The organism is Shewanella eurypsychrophilus (genome assembly GCF_007004545.3).
GTDB classification, from domain to species: domain Bacteria; phylum Pseudomonadota; class Gammaproteobacteria; order Enterobacterales; family Shewanellaceae; genus Shewanella; species Shewanella eurypsychrophilus.
The window spans coordinates 155,186-173,830 of sequence record NZ_CP045503.2; the positions used below are offsets into that span (position 1 = coordinate 155,186).

General features: G+C 43.8%; 15 protein-coding genes and 1 pseudogene. 9 read left to right on the forward strand and 7 right to left on the reverse strand.

The window, feature by feature from the left end; translation table 11 throughout:
- Nucleotides 1-45: 45 nt before the first annotated feature.
- The 4 genes and pseudogenes from FM038_RS00725 (at nt 46) to FM038_RS00740 (ending at nt 2,814) form a co-directional block, all read left to right on the forward strand.
- Entirely contained in the window at nt 46-1,224 is a 1,179-nt protein-coding gene (locus FM038_RS00725; protein WP_142873129.1) for an HD-GYP domain-containing protein, read from the forward strand.
- Nucleotides 1,225-1,300: 76 nt separating this feature from the next.
- Nucleotides 1,301-1,412: pseudogene (locus FM038_RS25400) on the forward strand (paraquat-inducible protein A); the annotation flags it as partial.
- 342 nt (nt 1,413-1,754) lie between these two features.
- Nucleotides 1,755-2,453: a DJ-1/PfpI family protein gene (locus FM038_RS00735; RefSeq protein ID WP_142873127.1), complete on the forward strand. Its 699-nt coding sequence runs from the start codon at nt 1,755-1,757 to the stop codon at nt 2,451-2,453.
- Between the two features lie 187 nt (nt 2,454-2,640).
- Entirely contained in the window at nt 2,641-2,814 is a 174-nt protein-coding gene (locus tag FM038_RS00740) for a hypothetical protein (protein ID WP_185965799.1), read from the forward strand.
- Between the two features lie 38 nt (nt 2,815-2,852).
- Here FM038_RS00740 and FM038_RS00745 read toward each other — a convergent pair whose 3' ends face one another.
- The 4 genes from FM038_RS00745 to FM038_RS00760 all read right to left on the reverse strand — a co-directional run bounded on the left by FM038_RS00745 (nt 2,853) and on the right by FM038_RS00760 (nt 7,037).
- Nucleotides 2,853-3,767, reverse strand: a complete 915-nt coding sequence (locus tag FM038_RS00745; RefSeq protein ID WP_185965812.1) for a YeiH family protein — start codon at nt 3,765-3,767, stop codon at nt 2,853-2,855.
- A gap of 239 nt (nt 3,768-4,006) precedes the next feature.
- The gene (gene gorA, locus FM038_RS00750) at nt 4,007-5,362 is read right to left on the reverse strand and encodes a glutathione-disulfide reductase (protein ID WP_142873125.1); all 1,356 of its coding nucleotides are present in this window, start codon (nt 5,360-5,362) and stop codon (nt 4,007-4,009) included.
- 223 nt (nt 5,363-5,585) lie between these two features.
- Nucleotides 5,586-6,122, reverse strand: a complete 537-nt coding sequence (locus tag FM038_RS00755; protein ID WP_142873124.1) for a hypothetical protein — start codon at nt 6,120-6,122, stop codon at nt 5,586-5,588.
- A gap of 138 nt (nt 6,123-6,260) precedes the next feature.
- Entirely contained in the window at nt 6,261-7,037 is a 777-nt protein-coding gene (locus tag FM038_RS00760; protein ID WP_142873123.1) for a hypothetical protein, read from the reverse strand.
- Between the two features lie 280 nt (nt 7,038-7,317).
- Between FM038_RS00760 and prlC the strand changes: the two genes are divergently transcribed.
- Both prlC and FM038_RS00770 read left to right on the forward strand, forming a co-directional pair.
- Entirely contained in the window at nt 7,318-9,360 is a 2,043-nt protein-coding gene (gene prlC, locus FM038_RS00765) for an oligopeptidase A (protein WP_142873122.1), read from the forward strand.
- A gap of 209 nt (nt 9,361-9,569) precedes the next feature.
- On the forward strand, nt 9,570-10,100 hold the full coding sequence (locus FM038_RS00770) for a thioesterase family protein (protein ID WP_142873121.1): 531 nt from the start codon (nt 9,570-9,572) through the stop codon (nt 10,098-10,100).
- Nucleotides 10,101-10,139: 39 nt separating this feature from the next.
- Here the strand turns inward: FM038_RS00770 and FM038_RS00775 are convergent, their stop codons facing one another.
- A complete protein-coding gene (locus FM038_RS00775; protein WP_142873120.1) occupies nt 10,140-10,790 on the reverse strand; it encodes a glutathione S-transferase family protein in 651 nt (216 codons plus the stop codon).
- 25 nt (nt 10,791-10,815) lie between these two features.
- Complete coding sequence (locus FM038_RS00780; protein WP_142873119.1) at nt 10,816-11,715, reverse strand: LysR family transcriptional regulator; 900 nt, start codon at nt 11,713-11,715, stop codon at nt 10,816-10,818.
- Between the two features lie 251 nt (nt 11,716-11,966).
- Here FM038_RS00780 and FM038_RS00785 point away from each other — a divergent pair, with 251 nt between their 5' ends.
- Nucleotides 11,967-12,662, forward strand: a complete 696-nt coding sequence (locus FM038_RS00785) for a DNA-3-methyladenine glycosylase I (RefSeq protein ID WP_142873118.1) — start codon at nt 11,967-11,969, stop codon at nt 12,660-12,662.
- Between the two features lie 133 nt (nt 12,663-12,795).
- Here the strand turns inward: FM038_RS00785 and FM038_RS00790 are convergent, their stop codons facing one another.
- A complete protein-coding gene (locus FM038_RS00790) occupies nt 12,796-13,554 on the reverse strand; it encodes a TorF family putative porin (protein WP_223292972.1) in 759 nt (252 codons plus the stop codon).
- A gap of 432 nt (nt 13,555-13,986) precedes the next feature.
- On the opposite strand from FM038_RS00790, the gene FM038_RS00795 reads away from it, so the two are divergent.
- Both FM038_RS00795 and FM038_RS00800 read left to right on the forward strand, forming a co-directional pair.
- Nucleotides 13,987-15,144: an efflux RND transporter periplasmic adaptor subunit gene (locus FM038_RS00795; RefSeq protein WP_142873117.1), complete on the forward strand. Its 1,158-nt coding sequence runs from the start codon at nt 13,987-13,989 to the stop codon at nt 15,142-15,144.
- Nucleotides 15,145-15,153: 9 nt separating this feature from the next.
- Nucleotides 15,154-18,303 carry an efflux RND transporter permease subunit gene (locus tag FM038_RS00800; RefSeq protein WP_142873116.1) on the forward strand — a complete coding sequence of 1,050 codons (3,150 nt, stop codon included), beginning with the start codon at nt 15,154-15,156 and terminating at the stop codon, nt 18,301-18,303.
- Nucleotides 18,304-18,645 lie beyond the last annotated feature (342 nt).

Sequence of the window (18,645 nt, forward strand, 5' to 3'; positions counted from 1 at the left end):
AAAGAAGGCTCTAAGCTCGTAGGTCATCTGGGGAGATGTGAGCACATGGCTGAATTAGCCGATTCTAAAGCACTGGTTAAAATCTCTGTGTCGAAGTTAAGCATAGGGATGTTTGTGAAAGCAATTGACCAACAAGGTTTAGTTGCTATCGCAAATGCAGGACAGATCCGCAATAAGGATGCGATACTTAAGCTTAAAAAAAATGGCATTAAGCATGTATGGGTTGATGTTGAGCGATCGTCTGATAGTTGTGGCTTGAAACGTGCTGTCTCACCTAAACCTGTGGTCAAAAAAGTGCAGCCTTCCCGTGAAAAGCAACAGCAAGAATCTAAAAAATTAATCGTTGAAGCCAAAGATCTGGTTCAAAAAGTATTATCTGAGGTTTTTGCAGGTAAAGCGATAGAAGTCGCCCCTTTTGAAGCTCTCGCCGATAATATGATAGAAACTGCATTACTCGATGCGGATGCGCTCAAATGTGTTTCTGCACTTCGAAGTAAAGATGCTTACCTGCTCGAACATTCCATCAATGTTGCATTCTTACTAGTTACTTTTGGTAAACATCTCAAGCTTGATAGAGAGATGCTTCGGCAACTAGCTGTTGGTGGTATTTTACACGATATCGGTAAAATAAAAGTAGATAACAAGATACTGCACAAGCCAGCAAGACTCACTCCTGAAGAGTTTGAGCATATGAAGCTTCATCAGGTGTATGCCATAGACATTATGGAGCAAACCCAAGATTTATCTGAAGTCAGTAAAGATGTCTGTTTGATGCATCATGAGAAAATAGATGGTAATGGTTATCCCAGAGGCTTGAAAGGCGATGAAATTCCATTACACGGTCGTATGAGCTGCATCGTCGATATTTTCGATGCGCTGACGGCAACTCGTTGCTATAAAGAGGCCATGAGCCCAGCTGCTGCTTTTAAAATATTACTGAGTCTTACCCCTTTTCATTTAGATCAAAAACTGGTTTATGAATTTATCCGTTGCGTAGGTGTCTATCCTGTCGGTTCGTTAGTGGAGCTATCAGATGGGCGTGTGGGTATTGTGTGGCAATCGAAAAATAGAGATGCCCTGCATCCTGTACTCAAATGTTTTTACTCTATTAAACATAAGCGCTATACCGATGTGACCATGGTTGACTTACTTAAGTCAGACTTACATATCGAACGTGGTGTCTCACCAAGCAGCTTAGATGTTGACCCTTCTCCTTTTTATTAAATCTTTAGCTAGCATTTTGCGCTATCAATAGCCCCACAGGTATACTCGGCTTTCAATATCTTTGCTTGAGTGCATCATGAATCGTATTTTCACTGTGATTATCATATTACTTTCCCTTTGTTTATTAATCCCAGGTGTGACCCAGCCGATCCTTAGCATTAGCGGAAGCATAGACAAGTCTGAGTTAGCTCAAGCGGGTATGGGAGAAATGCTGAAAACCAGTGCTAATTTCGAAGTGGGTTTCTACTATTTCTCGGCCTACTGTTTGTTTTCTCTCTTCAGTGGCTATCTAGTTCATCGACAAGAAAAAATTACAAAAAATGATCCAAGTTTAGCGGCGATAAACATTCGCTAAGCGAGCAGCTTTGGAGCGGTAGTGAGTGCTGGATAAAGGTTTTTTAAAAATCTGGCTAATGATCACAACTCTTGTTTACTGACTAAAAATTAAATGAATTTTTTCAAAGATATAATGACTTAATTAAATAGTGGGTCAGATTCTGGCTCAAGATAACTAATTTAAGAGAGCTCTTATGAAGCGTCGTGAGTTTTTAACCGCCGGTATATCGATAGCCGCAACAAGTATTGTGGCCAGTAATACTTTCTCCAGTGTATCGTTTGCAGCAACAAGTGAACGGCCAATGCAGATCCTAGCCTTAGTGTTTGATGATTATGAAACGTTAGATCTCCATGGCCCTATAGAGATGCTGGGGCATATGAAAAATGTAGAGATAAAGCTCGTTGGAGCTAAAAGTATAATCAGAAGTTATCAAGGTCCAAGAGTCGTGACTGACTTGAGCCTGGATAGTGTGACTCCCTGTGATCTACTCATAATTCCTGGTGGTTTAGGGACTCGGAAACTGATTGAAGATCAGGTGTTGATGCGCTGGTTAAGGGAGCAGCAGAAAGTGTCCGATAAAGTTTTCTCTATCTGCACTGGTTCGGCGCTTTTAGCGAAAGCTGGGGTGTTAGATGGGGTGAATGCCACCACAAATAAAATGGCCTACAACTGGGTGACCAGTCTATCAAATAAAGTTAATTGGCAGCCAAGTGCTCGCTGGGTCGATGACGGTAAGTATTTGACCTCTTCAGGCGTCTCTGCCGGGATTGATGCTGCACTCTTCTATGTTGAACAGTTAAGAGGTAAATCGGAAGCCAAGCGGATCCAAGCGTTAACGGAATATCATTGGAATGATGACGCCACTAATGACCCTTATGCGGTTGAGACTTAATGCTTCTTAGTAGTTATAGCTATTTGTTAGTGAAAATGGATATTTGGTATCGCGCTACTATTCGATAAATAATAACCACTAGATAGATCTGCTTCGCATTTCTATCTATGCCACTTTGTGGCGTAATTGTGGCTTATTGCAGAATCGATGAACTTTATGTTTATTAGGTTTTGCTGGAGATAGAAGCATGAAGCAGTGGTCAATTATCTTATGTTGTGCAGTATTCGTTATTGGCTCTTTGCTGACTAGCGGGCTCGTTCGCGCCTTGATCGATCTTGGCGCATTTACATGCTTACTATGGATAGTACTTGGATATAAATCCACTCCGGTGAAGCAATCTAAACTGGCCGGTGGGAAATAAAATTAGGATTGAAAGGTCCTAGGTTCTAGATACTTCTTTTAAGCATACAAAATATACAGCAGTGAACCTGTCCCTATGGATAGCCATAGCATGACACCGAGTAGCAATGGTTTAGCTCCGGCTGCTCGCATCTTACTCACAGTGATACCTGCACCGATTAAAAACAGGCACAAGACTAAGATACGCTTAGACATCTCAAATATGACCTCATAAGCGATTTGCCCCTGGGGAAACAAATAAGCAATACCAATAGCAAGACAATAAAACCCGATAAAATAGGGAATGGTGATCTTTTTCTTGTTGCCGCCAAATATAGCCGCACTTAACAAGGCGATAGGAATGATCCAAAGGGCTCTGGCAAGTTTAATCGTTGTCGCAGTTGTGAGGGCTTCCTCTCCATAAGCCGAAGCTGCACCAACCACAGAAGAGGTGTCATGAATTGCTATGGCACTCCAGACTCCAAAATCATATTGGCTCATTGAAAATAGGTGGCCTAATGCCGGAAAGACAAATAGTGCAATTGAGTTGAGTATAAACACAGTGGCCAACGCGATAGCAGACTGCTCACTGTTTGCATTGATTGCAGGTGAAACCGCTGCAATCGCGCTACCGCCACAGATCGCGGTTCCAGCAGAGATTAAGTGACCAGTTTTACTATCAAATTTAAGCAGCTTGGTCAGTAGAAAACCTAAGGCTAAGGTGAAAATAATGGATCCTAAAATAAGCGGTAGGTTAGCTAAACTTACCGATATTGCGGTTTGTAGATGGATCCCAAACCCCAAGCCTATGATTGAGTATGACAGAAAGCGTTTAGTTAACGACGCCAAATTTATATTATGAGGCACTAGGCCAAGACTTGCTAAGGTAAAGCCAAGCACGAGAGCGATAGGGGATGTGATGACCGGAAGCAAACATAAGGCAGCGATGAGTAAAAAAGGGCCATATTTTTGCATTAATTGGATATTGGTTTGCACTTGTTTGTTAGTCGGCATCGTTTTTTGGATGAATTCATTGGCCGAACATTGTAACTCGCGCTTCAGTGTCAATAAATTCAATTAATTTTAGTTAATGATTCAATATTTTTTAATCTAAGTCTCCTCCTGTGTCAGGATTGTTATCACCCACAAAAAAGCCTGAGGCTGTGAGGGCTCAGGCTAATGATATTGAACAAGGTTGTTCGGTTAGAGCTGGCTTATCTCATGGTAACGAACTCTTCGGCGCCCGTTGGGTGTATCGCCACTACTGAGTCAAACTGAGCCTTGGTTGCGCCCATTTTCATGGCGACACCGAAGCCTTGTAGGATTTCATCCATACCAAATCCGATACCATGGATACCGACGACAGTCTCTTCTGGGCCTGCACAGACCAGTTTCATCTTGCAAGCCTGGCGGTGTGCTGTAACCGCTGTGTACATAGAAGTGAAACCTGAGGCGTAACACTTAACTTGGTCTGCACCGTATTGGGCAATAGCTTCAGGCTCTGAAAGTCCCATGGTGCCGATAGCGGGGTGGCTAAAGACAACCGTAGGGATCAACTTGTAATCCATCTTGGCATCGGTCATACCATTGAATAGGCGCTCTGAGAGTAGGCGACCCGCTTTTACCGCGACGGGTGTTAGCTCGACGCCACCTTCGATAATATCACCGACACAATAGATCCCTGGGTTGGTGGTGTTTTGCTGCTCATCGACAATGACATAGCCACGATCATTAAGCTTAACTTGGGTATGCTCAAGGCCAATATTGTCTGTTGATGGTTTACGGCCAATGGCCCAGATCAAGGTATCAACTTCATAGCTCTCACCATTTTCAAGCTTAAGAGTGAGGCTGCCATCACTATTTTTAATGACCGATTCTGGTGTGCTATTGGTATGAAGCGTTGGCCCATCAGTTGCCATTGACTCCATTAGAGCTTCACTTAGCATAGGGTCGAAGCTACGTAGTGGCGCGTGTTTACGCACGAAAAGCTGGGTTTCACTGCCGAGTGAATGCAGTACGCCAGCAAGCTCGACAGCAATATAACCCGCGCCAATTACGGCTACGCGCTTTGGCTGCTCGGTGAGAGCGAAGAAACCATCAGAATCGATACCATGTTCAGCACCTGGAATGTTCGGGATGGTCGGAGAGCCACCTGTCGCGATAAGAATATTATCGGCAGTGTACTCTTGACCGTCGATCTCTATAGTACGTTCATTAACGAAGCGGCCATAACCTCTAACCAGTGTGACCTTGTTGTTCTCTAAACCACGATCATACGAACCATGAATTCTGTCGATATAGGCTTCACGGCTAGCGACCAAAGTGCTCCAGTCGAATTTGTTTACCGTGACATCGAAACCGTAGTCTTTAGCATAAAGGTGTAGCGCTTCTGCAACCTGAGCGCCATACCACATGACCTTTTTAGGAACACAGCCCACATTGACACAGGTACCGCCTAAGGCTTTAGCCTCGATAAGTAGGACTTTTGCACCACGCATAGCAGCTCGGTTTGCCGATGCAATACCACCACTACCTGCGCCAAGACAGATATAGTCAAAATGTTGGGCCATCATTATCTCCAAAAAGGTTTGTTAAAGTTTGAAAAAAAGCTCGCCTCATTGTAGAGGGAATTGATCCTTATCTCATTAACTATTAATACCAGTTGCATTAAAAGTTTGACCATTCAGCGGGAATTCAAAGCCGCACTACGTGAGTGGCTCTGAATTGGTCAAACACTTAGCTCCTGCCAGTAAACAGACCCGTGTTTGGCTGATAAAATTTCTCCTATAAAGCTCAACGACGGTACTGACACCTGTCGTGATCGACTTGGCTTGGTCCTTCGGCGCCGCACTTCATACATTTCCATTCAGTGGTTCTTATTTTGAGTTCGCTGCGATGAAAGCCATAACTTTTTTGATTGCCGCGGTGTTTAAGGCTCTTTTCTAATTTATCCATACGGCTGTCTAGCCAGCGACAGCTTGGGTCGTTAGCCACCTGTGATCTGCTAGCCAACAGCTGTTTTCTGGAGAGCGTTTTTGTGGATTTACGTCTTCGTTTCTTGGATTTTTTCTTGGCTGGAGCCTGCAGCTTAAAGTGCGGCTCTGCATGGTAATCGAATGCACTTCGATTTTGGGATGGGATAAGGATTGGTTTACCTTCGCTATCTAATGCCACGCCTAATGTTGTGCTGGGGGAATCAGCGTTAGTGAGTAAGCTTACATCGCTAGCATGACAGCTATAGGACAAGCCTAAGGCGATGATAATTCCCAATATTGGTATGGTATAGGCTGGCTGATGCGCAGGCATGCGCTTAATGTTGAAGAGTGACATTCCTTGTTCCTCTCTGAGCTTCTGATTATCTCTGTGTTAAAGGCGTTCCCTGCCGTTAATCATTATTTTATCTCTACTGACTAAGTGTAAATTTAGACGACAAAATACGTTACTACCAATCTGAATCTTGTTTATGTGCTAAAAATTCCATGTCAGGTGAATGCCTGCATAGGTTTGCTCTAAGCTGCCTTCGTTCTCCTCGGCTTTAGCTTCGAGCTTGATATCTTCTTGAGCTAAGGTATGGCTGAAGTGCCCCGATATGACTAGCTGATCCATGATGATGTACTCGGCTTCGATGCCAAATTGAAAGTGGTTAGCACCGTTGTGCTCTTCTGTGACATATTGGAAGTCGAATGCTTGGGTGATATAAGGCGTGACAGTAAAGCCATCACTTAATTCCCAAGGGCTATGTATGCTAGCTTCGACAAAATAACCGCCAGCTTCTGTTGAGTAGGTATAAGCCAATGATGGTATAAGCCAATCATTAAATTGGTAGGTTAAGCTGCTAAAGAGTTCATTGTCACTACAAGGTTCATCACCATAAAACTCGAGTCTTTGGTAACCAATACTGACATCTATGGTGTCTGAAATTGCAATAGCGTATTCCAGACCAAAGTTCCATTCAGTATAATCTTGGCTATCGGCACGCCCACCTGTCGCGTAGATATTCAGATCTCCACGTTGGACAGCCAACGTGCCCCAGGTGATGCCACCTTTATCTAAGTTGTTACGGCCCTCTGAGATATATTCAGAGTCCCAACCGAGATCGACAATAAATTGAGTCTCATTTTGCTCATTTTTTGGTAATTTATTGATGTTATGAGAGTCATCTAAGTTTGAAATATTATCGGCATGGCTGGTAAATGCAGCAAAAACTATGCAAGGTAGCAAAGTTAAGTAGGTTATTTTTTTCATTGTATTTATCTTTTTCAGGCGAAAGAACAGCTAGTTGCGATAAGAGTATCATTACAACTGCTAGTGTAAATGAGAACTCATCGTATTCATGATCTCGATTGCAATACTCGCTATGTAAGTTTTGTGTAAATCATAATTTTGAAGTAAATCAATGTTTTTTAAAGAGATGCCTGTTAGGAGGCGTAAAAATGAGATGATTTAGTAATTTTTCTTGAATATTGCTCTCATCGCCCATATCTCAATAAACATTAGACTCGATAAATCATGCTGAGGAATAAATATGAGCAACCCTTTGCTTACCAGCGCAGTTTTACCCCTTTTTTCGTCAATAAAACCTGAGCATATTCAAGAGGCTGTAGAGCAAGGTATTGCCAATTGTCGTAGTGAAATAGATCAAGTTCTCGCCCAATCAGTTCCCTTTACCTGGGATAACTTAGTGGCGCCTCTCGAAGAGGTGGATGATGCGCTAGGTAAAATATGGTCACCTATCTCCCACATGAATTCAGTTGTTAGCAGTGAAGAGTGGCGCGCAGCCCATGATGCATGCTTACCCTTGTTATCTGAGTACGGCACATTTGTCGGTCAGCATCAGCCACTTTATCAAGCTTATAAGTCTCTGCGAGCATCGAGTGAGTTTGAGCAAATGAGTCAGGCTAGGAAAACCGTTATTGAGCACAGCTTACGTGACTTTGAGCTTTCAGGCATTGGCCTTAGTGATGAAGATAAGCTGAGATATGGTGAGCTCGTTAAACGCATGTCAGAGCTTACAAGTAGCTTCTCCAATCAGCTCCTTGATGCGACTCAAGCCTGGAGTAAGTTAATCACAGTTGAAGCAGACTTAGTCGGCTTGCCTGAATCTGCTGTTGCAGCAGCGAAAGCCATGGCGGCAGCGAAAGAGCAAGAAGGTTGGTTGTTCAGTTTAGATTTTCCATCTTACTTGCCGGTAATGACCTATAGCGAAAATCGCGAATTACGCGAAGAGTGCTATCGCGCCTTTGTGACTCGAGCTTCTGATCAAGGTCCATTTGCTGGTGAATATGACAATGGTCCGCTAATGGATGAAATTGTCGCTTTGCGTCATGAGTTGGCCCAACTGCTTGGCTTCGACAGCTTCGCGCATAAATCACTGGCAACTAAGATGGCCGAAACTCCACAACAGGTATTGGAGTTTCTGAATAAGTTGGCGAGTCGCTCACAGGAGCAAGGTAAGGCTGAGCTAGTGGAATTGACAGAGTTTGCCCAGCAAGAGTTCAATGCCGATGATTTGCAGCCTTGGGATCTCAGCTTCTATGCTGAAAAACTGAAACACCACAGATATGAAATATCTCAAGAGCTGTTACGACCATACTTTCCCGAAGATAAAGTGCTTTCGGGTCTGTTCTATACCGTGTCACGCCTATTTGGCTTAAGCATCAAAGAGCAAGATGAGTTTGATAGCTGGCACAAGGATGTTCGTTTCTTCCATATTACAGATAGTGAGGGTAAGCATAGAGGAAGCTTCTATCTGGACCTCTACGCCCGTGAAGGTAAGCGTGGCGGAGCTTGGATGGATGACTGCCGTGCTCGCCGACAGACGCCTAATGGTCTACAAGATCCAGTGGCATATCTGACATGCAACTTCAATGCACCTGTTGATGGTAAGCCTGCATTATTTACCCATGATGAAGTGACCACCTTATTCCATGAGTTTGGCCATGGTATTCATCATATGTTGACTAAAATAGACGTTGCAGGCGTATCAGGTATCAATGGTGTGCCTTGGGATGCCGTAGAGTTACCGAGTCAGTTTATGGAAAATTGGTGTTATGAGGAGGAGGCGTTAGCCGAGATTTCTGGACATTATGAAACCGGTGAACCTCTACCAAAAGATATGCTGGATAAAATGCTGGCAGCAAAGAATTTCCAGTCAGGCATGATCATGTTGCGTCAACTAGAATTCTCACTATTCGATTTCAGGTTGCACCTTGAATATCGCCCTGAGCAGGGAGCCAATATTCAAGCCAAGCTGGATGAGGTACGTAAGCAAGTTGCAGTAGTAAAAGCGGCTGACTTTAACCGTTTTCAACATAGCTTTGCCCATATCTTTGCAGGTGGTTATGCTGCCGGATACTACAGCTATAAATGGGCTGAGGTGTTGTCTGCCGATGCATTTTCTCGCTTCGAAGAGGAGGGAATATTCAACTTAGGTACGGGCCGTAGCTTCCTAGAAAATATCTTACAGATGGGAGGTAGTGAAGAGCCTATGACCCTGTTTAAGCGTTTTCGTGGGCGAGAGCCAAAAATTGACGCACTATTACGCCATAGCGGCATCAGTGTTGAGTAGATTCGTCAGCTAGAGCTAACCTAGTTAGCAAAGTGTTCTAACTCTAAGGCTTTAAATCATATTGTTTTTTGAGATGGTTAACGTTAAATGCCAATTGGTTTAGCCAGTTGGCATTTTTAATGGTTGCAGTTATATATTAGTAAAACTGCAAGCTTGTTATCTGGTATGACCTCTGTTAGCCTCTGGCGTTCATTAAAAAAGGATCTAAGATGAATCTCTATTTCAGGCTCATTTGGCTATTTATCTGGCGTGTACGCCACTGCAATTCTATCGGTTTTCTCGGCACCAGCCGTATCTCATACCGCGCATTACCTTGTGATTGCGACATTAACTTTCATGTGACCAATTCAAGGTATCCAGCCTTTATGGATCTGGCTCGTACCTATATGTTAGCCGAAATGGGCTTCCTTAAGCGTTTCATCAAGCTCAAATGGATGCCTATTGTTAACGCTGCTGAGTTCACCTATATCCGCGATATTAAACCATTCACTCTGTTTGAAATTGAGACTAAGTTGGTGGGATGGGATGAAAAGTATTTTTATATCGAACAACGCTTCGTGAGTGAAAATAAACTGCACTGTATTGTGCATGTCCGTGGTGTATTCGTCTGTAAAGGCAAGCAAGTGCCAATCGACACTATGGTTAAAGAGGTTAACTTTGAAGGACCGGCTCCAGAGCTTCCGGCGGAAGTGGTGAAGTGGAAGCAGTTTTTGCAACTCAAGAAAGAACGGAATATATAAAAGCGCCTAGTTCCTAGTATCGAGTTACTAGGAACTTTCTTAGGGTATCGGCCTCCTACCTGCTAGTACTTCTCCTTTAGCCAGCTCCACTTCCTCTTCGACTTGTTGATACGCACCTCTTAGCTTAGCCTGCTGCCAATACCTATCGAGATTGTCATATTCAAAATATTTGAAATGCTCCTGAGCGTAATAAAGGCAGGGAAATAAGGCGCAATCGGCTAAGGTTAGACTGTCGCCACATAGCCAATGCTGTTTCTCTAATTGAGTATCTAGGTATTTTATAAACTTAGTAATGTCGTTTTCAAGTTGCTTGATAAGCAGCTGATTCATATTTTCTTCTTGTAGCTTCTGCCGCTCTAACTCAAAGAGTACATTACTGAAATCATTGTCTATTAAGCGATCTTGTAAGCGTGTATTTAGCGCCACTTGATGGTTTTGAGGGATAAGTTTGGTACCGGTCGAAAATTCATTATCAATATATTCAATAATAATACTGGATTCAGGGATTAACATTCCGGCCTTGTTTTTGAGCAGGGGTACCTTTCCTGGGGGATAAAAGCGATTAAACTCTTGGCGAGAAATAGGATCTGACAGTTCAATCACTCTTGGATAGAAGTTGGCTTGCTTTTCATAGAGAGCGATGAGCACTTTTTGCGAGTAGCGGGAAAGTGGATGATAAAAAAGCTCCATCGATAATCCCCAACGCTAAAAAATGTCATATAGATAACTTTAGTCGCTCTTCAATATAATTGAGAAATGCTTTTACTCTAGGAGGGAGCACATCATTGAAAGAGTGGGTTGCATACACTAGCCCTTCTTGGAGGTGGTAGTCAGATAATACCTGTACCAAGTGCCCTTGTTCTATCTGTGCTAGGGCGAGATAACTGGGTAAAATTCCCACTCCAATGCCTTGTTTGGCTAAGCTCATGACGGCAAGGTTACTGTTACAGGTGATAAATGGATTGATATTGAGCTTAAATTTATCGCCATAGCTGTTTTGGATCTGGTGACTCTTTGGAAGTAGATTCGAAGACTGCAAAATCCATTGGTGTGTTTGTAGCATATCCGGGTGTAGTGGCGAGCCGTTTTGTTCTATATATTCTGGACTGGCAACAAGATACTCGTCGAACTTACTGAGTGCGATAGCATTTATATTTGGCTCTATATAGGAGTCTGCATGTATCGCGATATCAATGTTATTTTCGATAAGATCTATGTGTCTATCTTCAAGTCGTATCGAGATCCGTATCTTGGGATAGCACTTATGGAAGTCGCCAATATGTTTAATAAGGTTGTGCTCCCCAAAACAAACTGGTGCTAATATTTTGATGCTGCCATAGAGTTCTTTGTTATTAGGCTGAGTCGCTTGCTCTGCCTGCTTGGCAAGTTGCAGCAATTCAGCGCAATAATAATAGAAGTTCTGACCATCTTCGGTGAGAGCCATCTTGCGGGTCGTTCTTTGTATCAATTGAGTCTCACACCTAAGCTCCAGCTTTTTTAAGTGCTGACTTACCATAGAGCGACTGATGCCTAACTCATTCGCTGCTGCCGTTAGGGAGCCGTGTTCGACAACATTAGCAAATACCAGCATTCGATAGAGCTGACCTGAATCCATAATGTTCTCCCAAATTGAGCCTGAAATAGTTAAACACTGATAACTAAATGGTGTATTTCATGTTGATTGGTTACTTTTACTGAATATTAAAATTAGGTGCTTGGATGTTATTTGTCCAGTTATGATATTTTGATAAACATGTCTGGGGGCGATTAGTACAGGATTGCAGTTGCGAGTTAATGAAGTGATTGCTTTCTACATCTGTTTTCATATTATTGAAAGTTCCATCCATTAGACGTTTATATTTTACTATGAGCCAACAAGAATCTTTCTCTGCCATCTTTCAAAGAGCGAGCGACCGTAAAGGTGGCGATGAAGGCTTAGAGAGTCTGCTCTCTACCAATGCTAATTTAAGCGTGGATGAGATAGGTCAATATAGCGATGCGCAGCTGTTATCTGAGATGAGTAAGAAGGTATTTCAGTCGGGATTTGTCTGGCGCATCGTTGAAAATAAATGGCCGGCTTATGAGCAAGCCTTCTTTGGTTTCGAACCTATGAAGGTATTGATGCTATCGCCAGAGCAGCTACAAGAACGGGCAAGCGATGCTACCTTGATCCGCCATATGAAGAAGACCATGGCTATTTATGACAATGCCTTGATGACGCAAGATATTGCTAGGGAACACGGCAGCCTAGCTGAATTCATTGCTAACTGGTCAAGTGAGGATATTACTGGGCTTTGGGCTCAACTTAAGCGTAGAGGAACAAGGCTCGGTGGTAATACTGGCCCTTACTTTTTGCGTGCAATGGGCAAAGATACCTTCTTACTCACTGGTGATGTTCAAGCATATATGAAGGCACATAAGCTGGTGGATTTTGGTTTTAGTTCTAAGAGTGGTCTTAAGCAAGTACAAGCTGCATTCAATGGTTGGCAGCAAGAGTCAGGCAGAAGTCTGGCTGATATTAGTCGTATTCTGGCGTGCAGTGTCGGGGATAATAGGCTTTAGTCATCTTCTATATGACTGGGGATAAAAAACGTCAGCCTAGAGCGGGCTGACGTGAGATTGCCGAATAATATGCAATAAATAGAGCTATGTTTGCAGGGTAAAACGATATCTAACTGTTTACATCGAGCTAGACTTAGAAGCTTTTATTGATCCCGACCACAAATCGGTCATCAAATATTTCAGTCTGAGTGCCATAGACCTTGTGTGTCTCATCAACAGTACTGCCGTGGTATCTAAGATCGAAATTTAGGCCAAAGTATGCTTTGCTAACACCTAAGTTCCAGTGTCCCCAGCCCTCGGCGCCCTCACCATCTAAATCTTGGTAACCTACAGAACCCGATACTTTCACACCATTGTTAAACTCATAACTTGGATGAATGGCATAGTTAACTCCTTGCCAGCCGTCGACACCAAACCAGTCATCGATTGTTGGGGTCACTTCCAACTGAACCTTGGCTTGGCCGAATTGTTTGCCGACTTTAAGCCATAATTCGGTATAGTTTGAATAGGAAGCTCCTGGATAAAGGTAGGAGAACACCATCACATCATAGGTAAATCCGCTATCACCAAACTCACCCGCTTTACCAATATAGGGGGCGGTGACAATTTCCAACTTAGGATCGGCAAATTTGATATTTGAGGCAAATACACCGCCATACCAACCATCATCATTGCCCCAGCCAAGAGTGCCTTGTACGACTGGCACATCGCCATCCATAGTTTCTGATTCACCACGGAATACGTAGTCTGATGCGAAGGTGAGGTTACCGCTTATGGTTCCGCCTAAAACTTCTGAGTTTGCATCAGAGTTCGCAGCGTGAGCAAAAGAAGTGGCTGAAAGGATCAATCCACTTAACAGTAACTTATATCCTAGATTCATATTGGCTTTCATACGTGTTGTCTCATAGTGAAGGAATTTGTTAGCGCAGTTGAATAATAAAGCCTGCATGTGAATGGCTATGCTGGTTTGAATGAACCAAAAGCGAAAAATTATGAAAGTTTATGAATGAAATGACTGAGAATAAACTGTGATGCTGGAGTAGCGGTGCTGATTTTTTAAGATAATAGACATTACAGCCAATTAACTCACTTTAATAAATATGGCCAACGTTAACGAGTTGATAACATAAGCTTGTGATTTTAATTATAAATTTGCATTAGCTTACAAATTTACAAGTAGTTTTTCTTGTTGACTTTGTTCAGGTGTGAGATAAAGGCAAGTTCAAATCTTACCCAAAAATTTATGCTTCCAAATATACCCGTAATAGTGATTTATTCTGTTCGGGCTACCAAATCTTGGTCGGTTGCTATGATAGGAGTTCTCATGCGGCAAATAGTGAAAATTGCCTCTGTTTTAAGTGTGGCGTTATGGATAACTGCTTGTGGGCAACAAACTGAACAAGGACCGCAAGAGCGCGGGCCGATGGAAGTTGGTGTCATCAAGATTACTGCAAAACCACAATCAATTTTGGTTGAATTGCCGGGTCGCAGCAAAGCATATTTGGAAGCTGAAGTGCGCCCTCAAGTTAGCGGCATTATCATGACGCGTGGTTTTGTTGAGGGGAAAGATGTCGAAAAGGGCCAATCTTTATATCAGATCGACTCATCGACTTACACTGCAGCATTGATTAGTGCCAAAGCTGATCTTGAAAGCGCGCAAGCTAACTTAGTTTCGGCTAAAGCAAAAGCATTACGCTTTAAAAAGCTGGTTAAGCTTAACTCTATCAGTGAGCAGGACTTTGATGAAGCTGATGCGGCATACAAAGAAGCATTAGCAAGAGTGACCGTTGCTGAAGCGGCAATCAATACGGCAAATATTAATTTAGAATACACAGAGGTCAAGGCGCCTATTTCTGGGCGAGTGGGTAAGTCTTCAGTGACTGCTGGCGCATTAGTTACAGCTAACCAAACGCAAACGTTGGCGACGATTCAACAACTCGATCCTATTAATATTGAGATTGCACAATCAAGTGCTCAAATGTTGCGTCTTAAATCTAAATTGAAGCAAGGAAAACTTGAAGCGGTAGAGAATGCTGGTGTTCAGTTAATACTTGAAGATGGTACAACATACACTCATGAAGGTGTACTGCAGTTCGCTGAAGTCAGTGTGAATGAAAACACCGGGTCAGTGATCTTACGTGCAGAATTCCCTAATCCAGAAGGCATATTAATGCCTGGAATGTATGTGCGAGCAGTACTCAATACGGGGACAGATCCTGAAGCGATTTTAGTGCCACAGCGTGCAATTACTCGTAATACCAAAGGTGAAGCGGTCGCTATGATTATTGATGCCGAAGGTAAAGTGGCAGCCCGAGTGGTCACAACAGCAGAGGTGATCAATAACCAGTGGCGTATTACTGATGGTTTAGCTGTTGGTGATCAATTGATCGTTGAAGGTCTACAAAAAATTCGCCCTGGGGCGCCAGTTAAAGCTGGGCCATTAGTTGCGGATAAAAAATCACCAACTCAACAACAGGAATAGGGTAGAACTATGGCACGTTTCTTTATTGATCGCCCTATTTTTGCATGGGTGATCGCCATTCTATTGATGCTAGCCGGGGTGCTGTCGATTTCAAGCCTTCCGGTTTCTCAGTATCCTAATATTGCACCGCCTTCGGTAGTGATTAGCGCTGTTTATCCTGGCGCATCGGCTAAGACGATGGAGGATTCGGTAACTCAGGTTATCGAACAGCGAATGACGGGTCTCGACCACCTGCGTTATATCTCATCAACCAGTGATAGTTTTGGTAATGCGCAGATCACCTTGACCTTTAACTCTGAGGCCGATCCTGATATTGCTCAGGTTCAGGTGCAGAACAAGCTTCAGCTTGCTATGCCACTGCTGCCGCAGGAAGTTCAGGCACAAGGGGTCAATGTTGCTAAGTCTAGCGCCGGCTTCTTGATGGTTATTGGCTTCGTATCTCAAGATGGCTCTTTAGATAAGAATGATATCTCCGACTATGTCGGCTCGAATATTCAAGATCCAATGAGCCGTGTTGCGGGGGTGGGTACGATTCAGTTATTTGGTGCCCAGTATGCGATGCGTATCTGGCTAGATCCACTGAAGCTGACTCAATATAACCTGACCAGTATCGACATTATGGCGTCGATCCGCGAGCAAAATGCCCAGGTTTCAGCGGGTCAATTAGGTGGTGCGCCATCTTTACCAGGCCAGCAATTGAATGCAACAGTATCGGCGCAGAGTCGCCTACAGACAGCTGAGCAGTTTAAACAAATCATCATCAAATCTGACTCATCGGGTGCCAATGTTTATCTTGAAGATGTTGCCAGAGTAGAGCTTGGTGCAGAGAGTTATGCAGTAGAGTCATACTATAACGGTAAGCCTGCTGCTGGTATTGGTATTCAGTTAGCTACAGGTGCAAACGCCCTCGCGACGGCTGGGCTGGTACGTGAAAAGATTGAAGAGATGAAGCCTTTCTTTCCTCAGGGATTAGAAGTGGTTTACCCCTACGATACAACACCATTTGTCGAGAAGTCGATTGAAGGGGTTGTGCATACACTGCTTGAAGCAGTAGTGCTAGTTTTCTGTATTATGTTCCTATTTTTACAGAACTTTAGGGCTACACTGATCCCAACCATTGCCATTCCGGTTGTATTATTGGGTACCTTTGCAATCTTGTCTGCACTGGGATTCTCGATTAACACCTTAACCATGTTTGCTATGGTGCTCGCGATTGGTCTGCTGGTAGATGATGCCATCGTTGTGGTAGAAAATGTTGAACGTGTGATGCAGGAAGAGGGACTGAGTCCCATTGAGGCGACTAAGAAGTCGATGGATCAGATCACTGGTGCCCTTGTTGGTATTGGTCTAACACTATCTGCAGTATTCGTCCCTATGGCATTTATGTCGGGATCAACCGGTGTTATTTATCGTCAGTTCTCCGTGACTATTGTATCTGCAATGGCGTTGTCAGTGATGGTTGCTATCATACTGACCCCCGCACTTTGTGCCACGATGCTTAAACCGATTAAGAAAGGTGAAAGCCATACAAAGACCGGCTTCTTCGGTTGGTTTAACCGTAAGTTTGATAGCCTGACTTCACGCTATGAAGCGAGTGTTGCCGCCATGATTAAGCGCACTGGTCGTACTATGATGGTTTATTTAGCCATTGCAGTCGCAGTGGGCTGGATCTTTATGCGTATGCCGACGGCATTCCTACCCGATGAAGATCAGGGAATCTTGTTTACTCAGGCAATTTTGCCCGTGAACTCCACTCAGCAGGCGACACAAGACGTCTTGGATGATGTGACTGACTTCTACCTCAATGCTGAGGGTGATAACGTTAAATCTGTGTTTAGCGTATCAGGCTTTAGTTTCGCAGGTAACGGTCAAAACATGGGTATTGCGTTCGTTGGCTTGAAAGATTGGTCTGAGCGAACTGAACCAGGTCAAGACGTAGAGTCTGTTGCAGGTCGTGCCATGGGCATGTTTATGCAGATGAAAGAGGCCTTCGTGTTTGCTTTCGTGCCGCCAGCGGTTATCGAATTAGGCACAGCAAATGGTTTCGACTTGTATCTACAGGATAGAAATGGTCAAGGTCATGAAAAGCTAGTCGAAGCACGTAATATGTTGCTTGGTATGGCGTCGCAGAACCCTAACTTGGTCGGTGTTCGTCCTAATGGTCAGGAAGATGCGCCTCAGTATCAGATCCAGATCGATCAGGCGAAAATTAGAGCCTTAAGTGTCGATATCAACTCAGTGAACAGCGTACTGGGTACGGCATGGGGTGGTTCATATGTGAATGACTTTATCGATCGCGGCCGTGTGAAGAAAGTATATGTGCAGGGTGATGCTCAGTATCGTATGCAGCCTGAAGACCTTGATACCTGGTATGTACGTAATGCCCAAGGTGAGATGGTGCCTTTCTCTGCTTTCGCTACCGGTAAGTGGGAATATGCTTCACCGCGTTTAGAACGCTTTAACGGTCTGCCTGCGATGAACATTCAAGGTGGTACTGTGCAAGGTTACAGTACAGGTGCAGCTATGGCTGATATTGAAGCTATGGTTAAGAAGCTGCCACCAGGATTTGGTGTCGAGTGGAACGGTCTCTCTTATGAGGAACGTCTATCAGGTAACCAGGCTCCTATGCTGTATGCTTTATCTATCATAGTCGTGTTCTTGGTGCTTGCGGCTCTCTATGAGAGTTGGTCAGTGCCATTTGCTGTGGTCTTGGTTGTGCCTCTGGGTATTATCGGCTCCTTATTGGCGATGAATGCTCGTGGCCTGCCAAATGATGTGTTCTTCCAGGTGAGCTTGCTGGCGACTGTGGGGCTTGCTACTAAGAACGCCATCTTGATTGTAGAATTTGCTAAAGAATACTATGAGAAAGGTGCTGATCTGGTTGATGCTACGCTGCATGCGGTTCGTGTGCGTCTTCGTCCAATCATCATGACTTCATTAGCCTTTGGCTTAGGTGTTGTGCCACTTGCTATCAGTACGGGTGTTGGCTCAGGTAGCCAAAACGCGATTGGTACAGGTGTGTTGGGTGGAATGATGAGCTCGACCTTCTTAGGCATCTTCTTTATCCCAATCTTCTTCGTCGTTGTTGAGCGTATCTTCAGCAAGCGAGAGAAAAAAGGGGCTAAGCTTGAGTCTCAGATAAAAACGTCAACGGACTAATCATCTCCAATAGTTTGTTTATATCTTAAAGCCCGGCATCTGCCGGGCTTTTTTTTGCTCAGCGAAGCTGGTAAACCCGAGAGGTTGAAAGAAACCTGTATCACCCGAATAAGGGGAAGATAATCCGAATGGCAAGGGCGTTGCTGACCAACGGCCGGGTCTGAAGGAAGTCATAGGAAAACTAGAAAAGAGTATGCAGGAGCCGTATAAGAGGCCCGTACGTACGGTTCTGTTAGTGGGATGCAGTAGGGGCGGAGTAGGCTAGATAGATAAACATTAGTTAACTGTTTTTACTCCAGTGGGTGATATATCTTATCATTGATGGATTTAAATGGATTTTGA

What these genes read in the sequence shown, in the direction of transcription:
- FM038_RS00755 (WP_142873124.1), bottom strand. Translation starts at nt 6,122, where the DNA reads ATGTCACTCTTCAACATTAAGCGCATGCCTGCGCATCAGCCAGCCTAT.
- FM038_RS00760 (WP_142873123.1), bottom strand. Translation starts at nt 7,037, where the DNA reads ATGAAAAAAATAACCTACTTAACTTTGCTACCTTGCATAGTTTTTGCT.
- FM038_RS00800 (WP_142873116.1), top strand. Translation starts at nt 15,154, where the DNA reads ATGGCACGTTTCTTTATTGATCGCCCTATTTTTGCATGGGTGATCGCC.
- FM038_RS00735 (WP_142873127.1), top strand. Translation starts at nt 1,755, where the DNA reads ATGAAGCGTCGTGAGTTTTTAACCGCCGGTATATCGATAGCCGCAACA.
- FM038_RS00745 (WP_185965812.1), bottom strand. Translation starts at nt 3,767, where the DNA reads ATGCAAAAATATGGCCCTTTTTTACTCATCGCTGCCTTATGTTTGCTT.
- FM038_RS00770 (WP_142873121.1), top strand. Translation starts at nt 9,570, where the DNA reads ATGAATCTCTATTTCAGGCTCATTTGGCTATTTATCTGGCGTGTACGC.
- FM038_RS00790 (WP_223292972.1), bottom strand. Translation starts at nt 13,554, where the DNA reads ATGAAAGCCAATATGAATCTAGGATATAAGTTACTGTTAAGTGGATTG.
- FM038_RS00740 (WP_185965799.1), top strand. Translation starts at nt 2,641, where the DNA reads ATGAAGCAGTGGTCAATTATCTTATGTTGTGCAGTATTCGTTATTGGC.
- FM038_RS00780 (WP_142873119.1), bottom strand. Translation starts at nt 11,715, where the DNA reads ATGGATTCAGGTCAGCTCTATCGAATGCTGGTATTTGCTAATGTTGTC.
- FM038_RS00725 (WP_142873129.1), top strand. Translation starts at nt 46, where the DNA reads ATGGCTGAATTAGCCGATTCTAAAGCACTGGTTAAAATCTCTGTGTCG.
- FM038_RS00775 (WP_142873120.1), bottom strand. Translation starts at nt 10,790, where the DNA reads ATGGAGCTTTTTTATCATCCACTTTCCCGCTACTCGCAAAAAGTGCTC.
- gorA (WP_142873125.1), bottom strand. Translation starts at nt 5,362, where the DNA reads ATGGCCCAACATTTTGACTATATCTGTCTTGGCGCAGGTAGTGGTGGT.
- prlC (WP_142873122.1), top strand. Translation starts at nt 7,318, where the DNA reads ATGAGCAACCCTTTGCTTACCAGCGCAGTTTTACCCCTTTTTTCGTCA.
- FM038_RS00785 (WP_142873118.1), top strand. Translation starts at nt 11,967, where the DNA reads ATGAGCCAACAAGAATCTTTCTCTGCCATCTTTCAAAGAGCGAGCGAC.
- FM038_RS00795 (WP_142873117.1), top strand. Translation starts at nt 13,987, where the DNA reads ATGCGGCAAATAGTGAAAATTGCCTCTGTTTTAAGTGTGGCGTTATGG.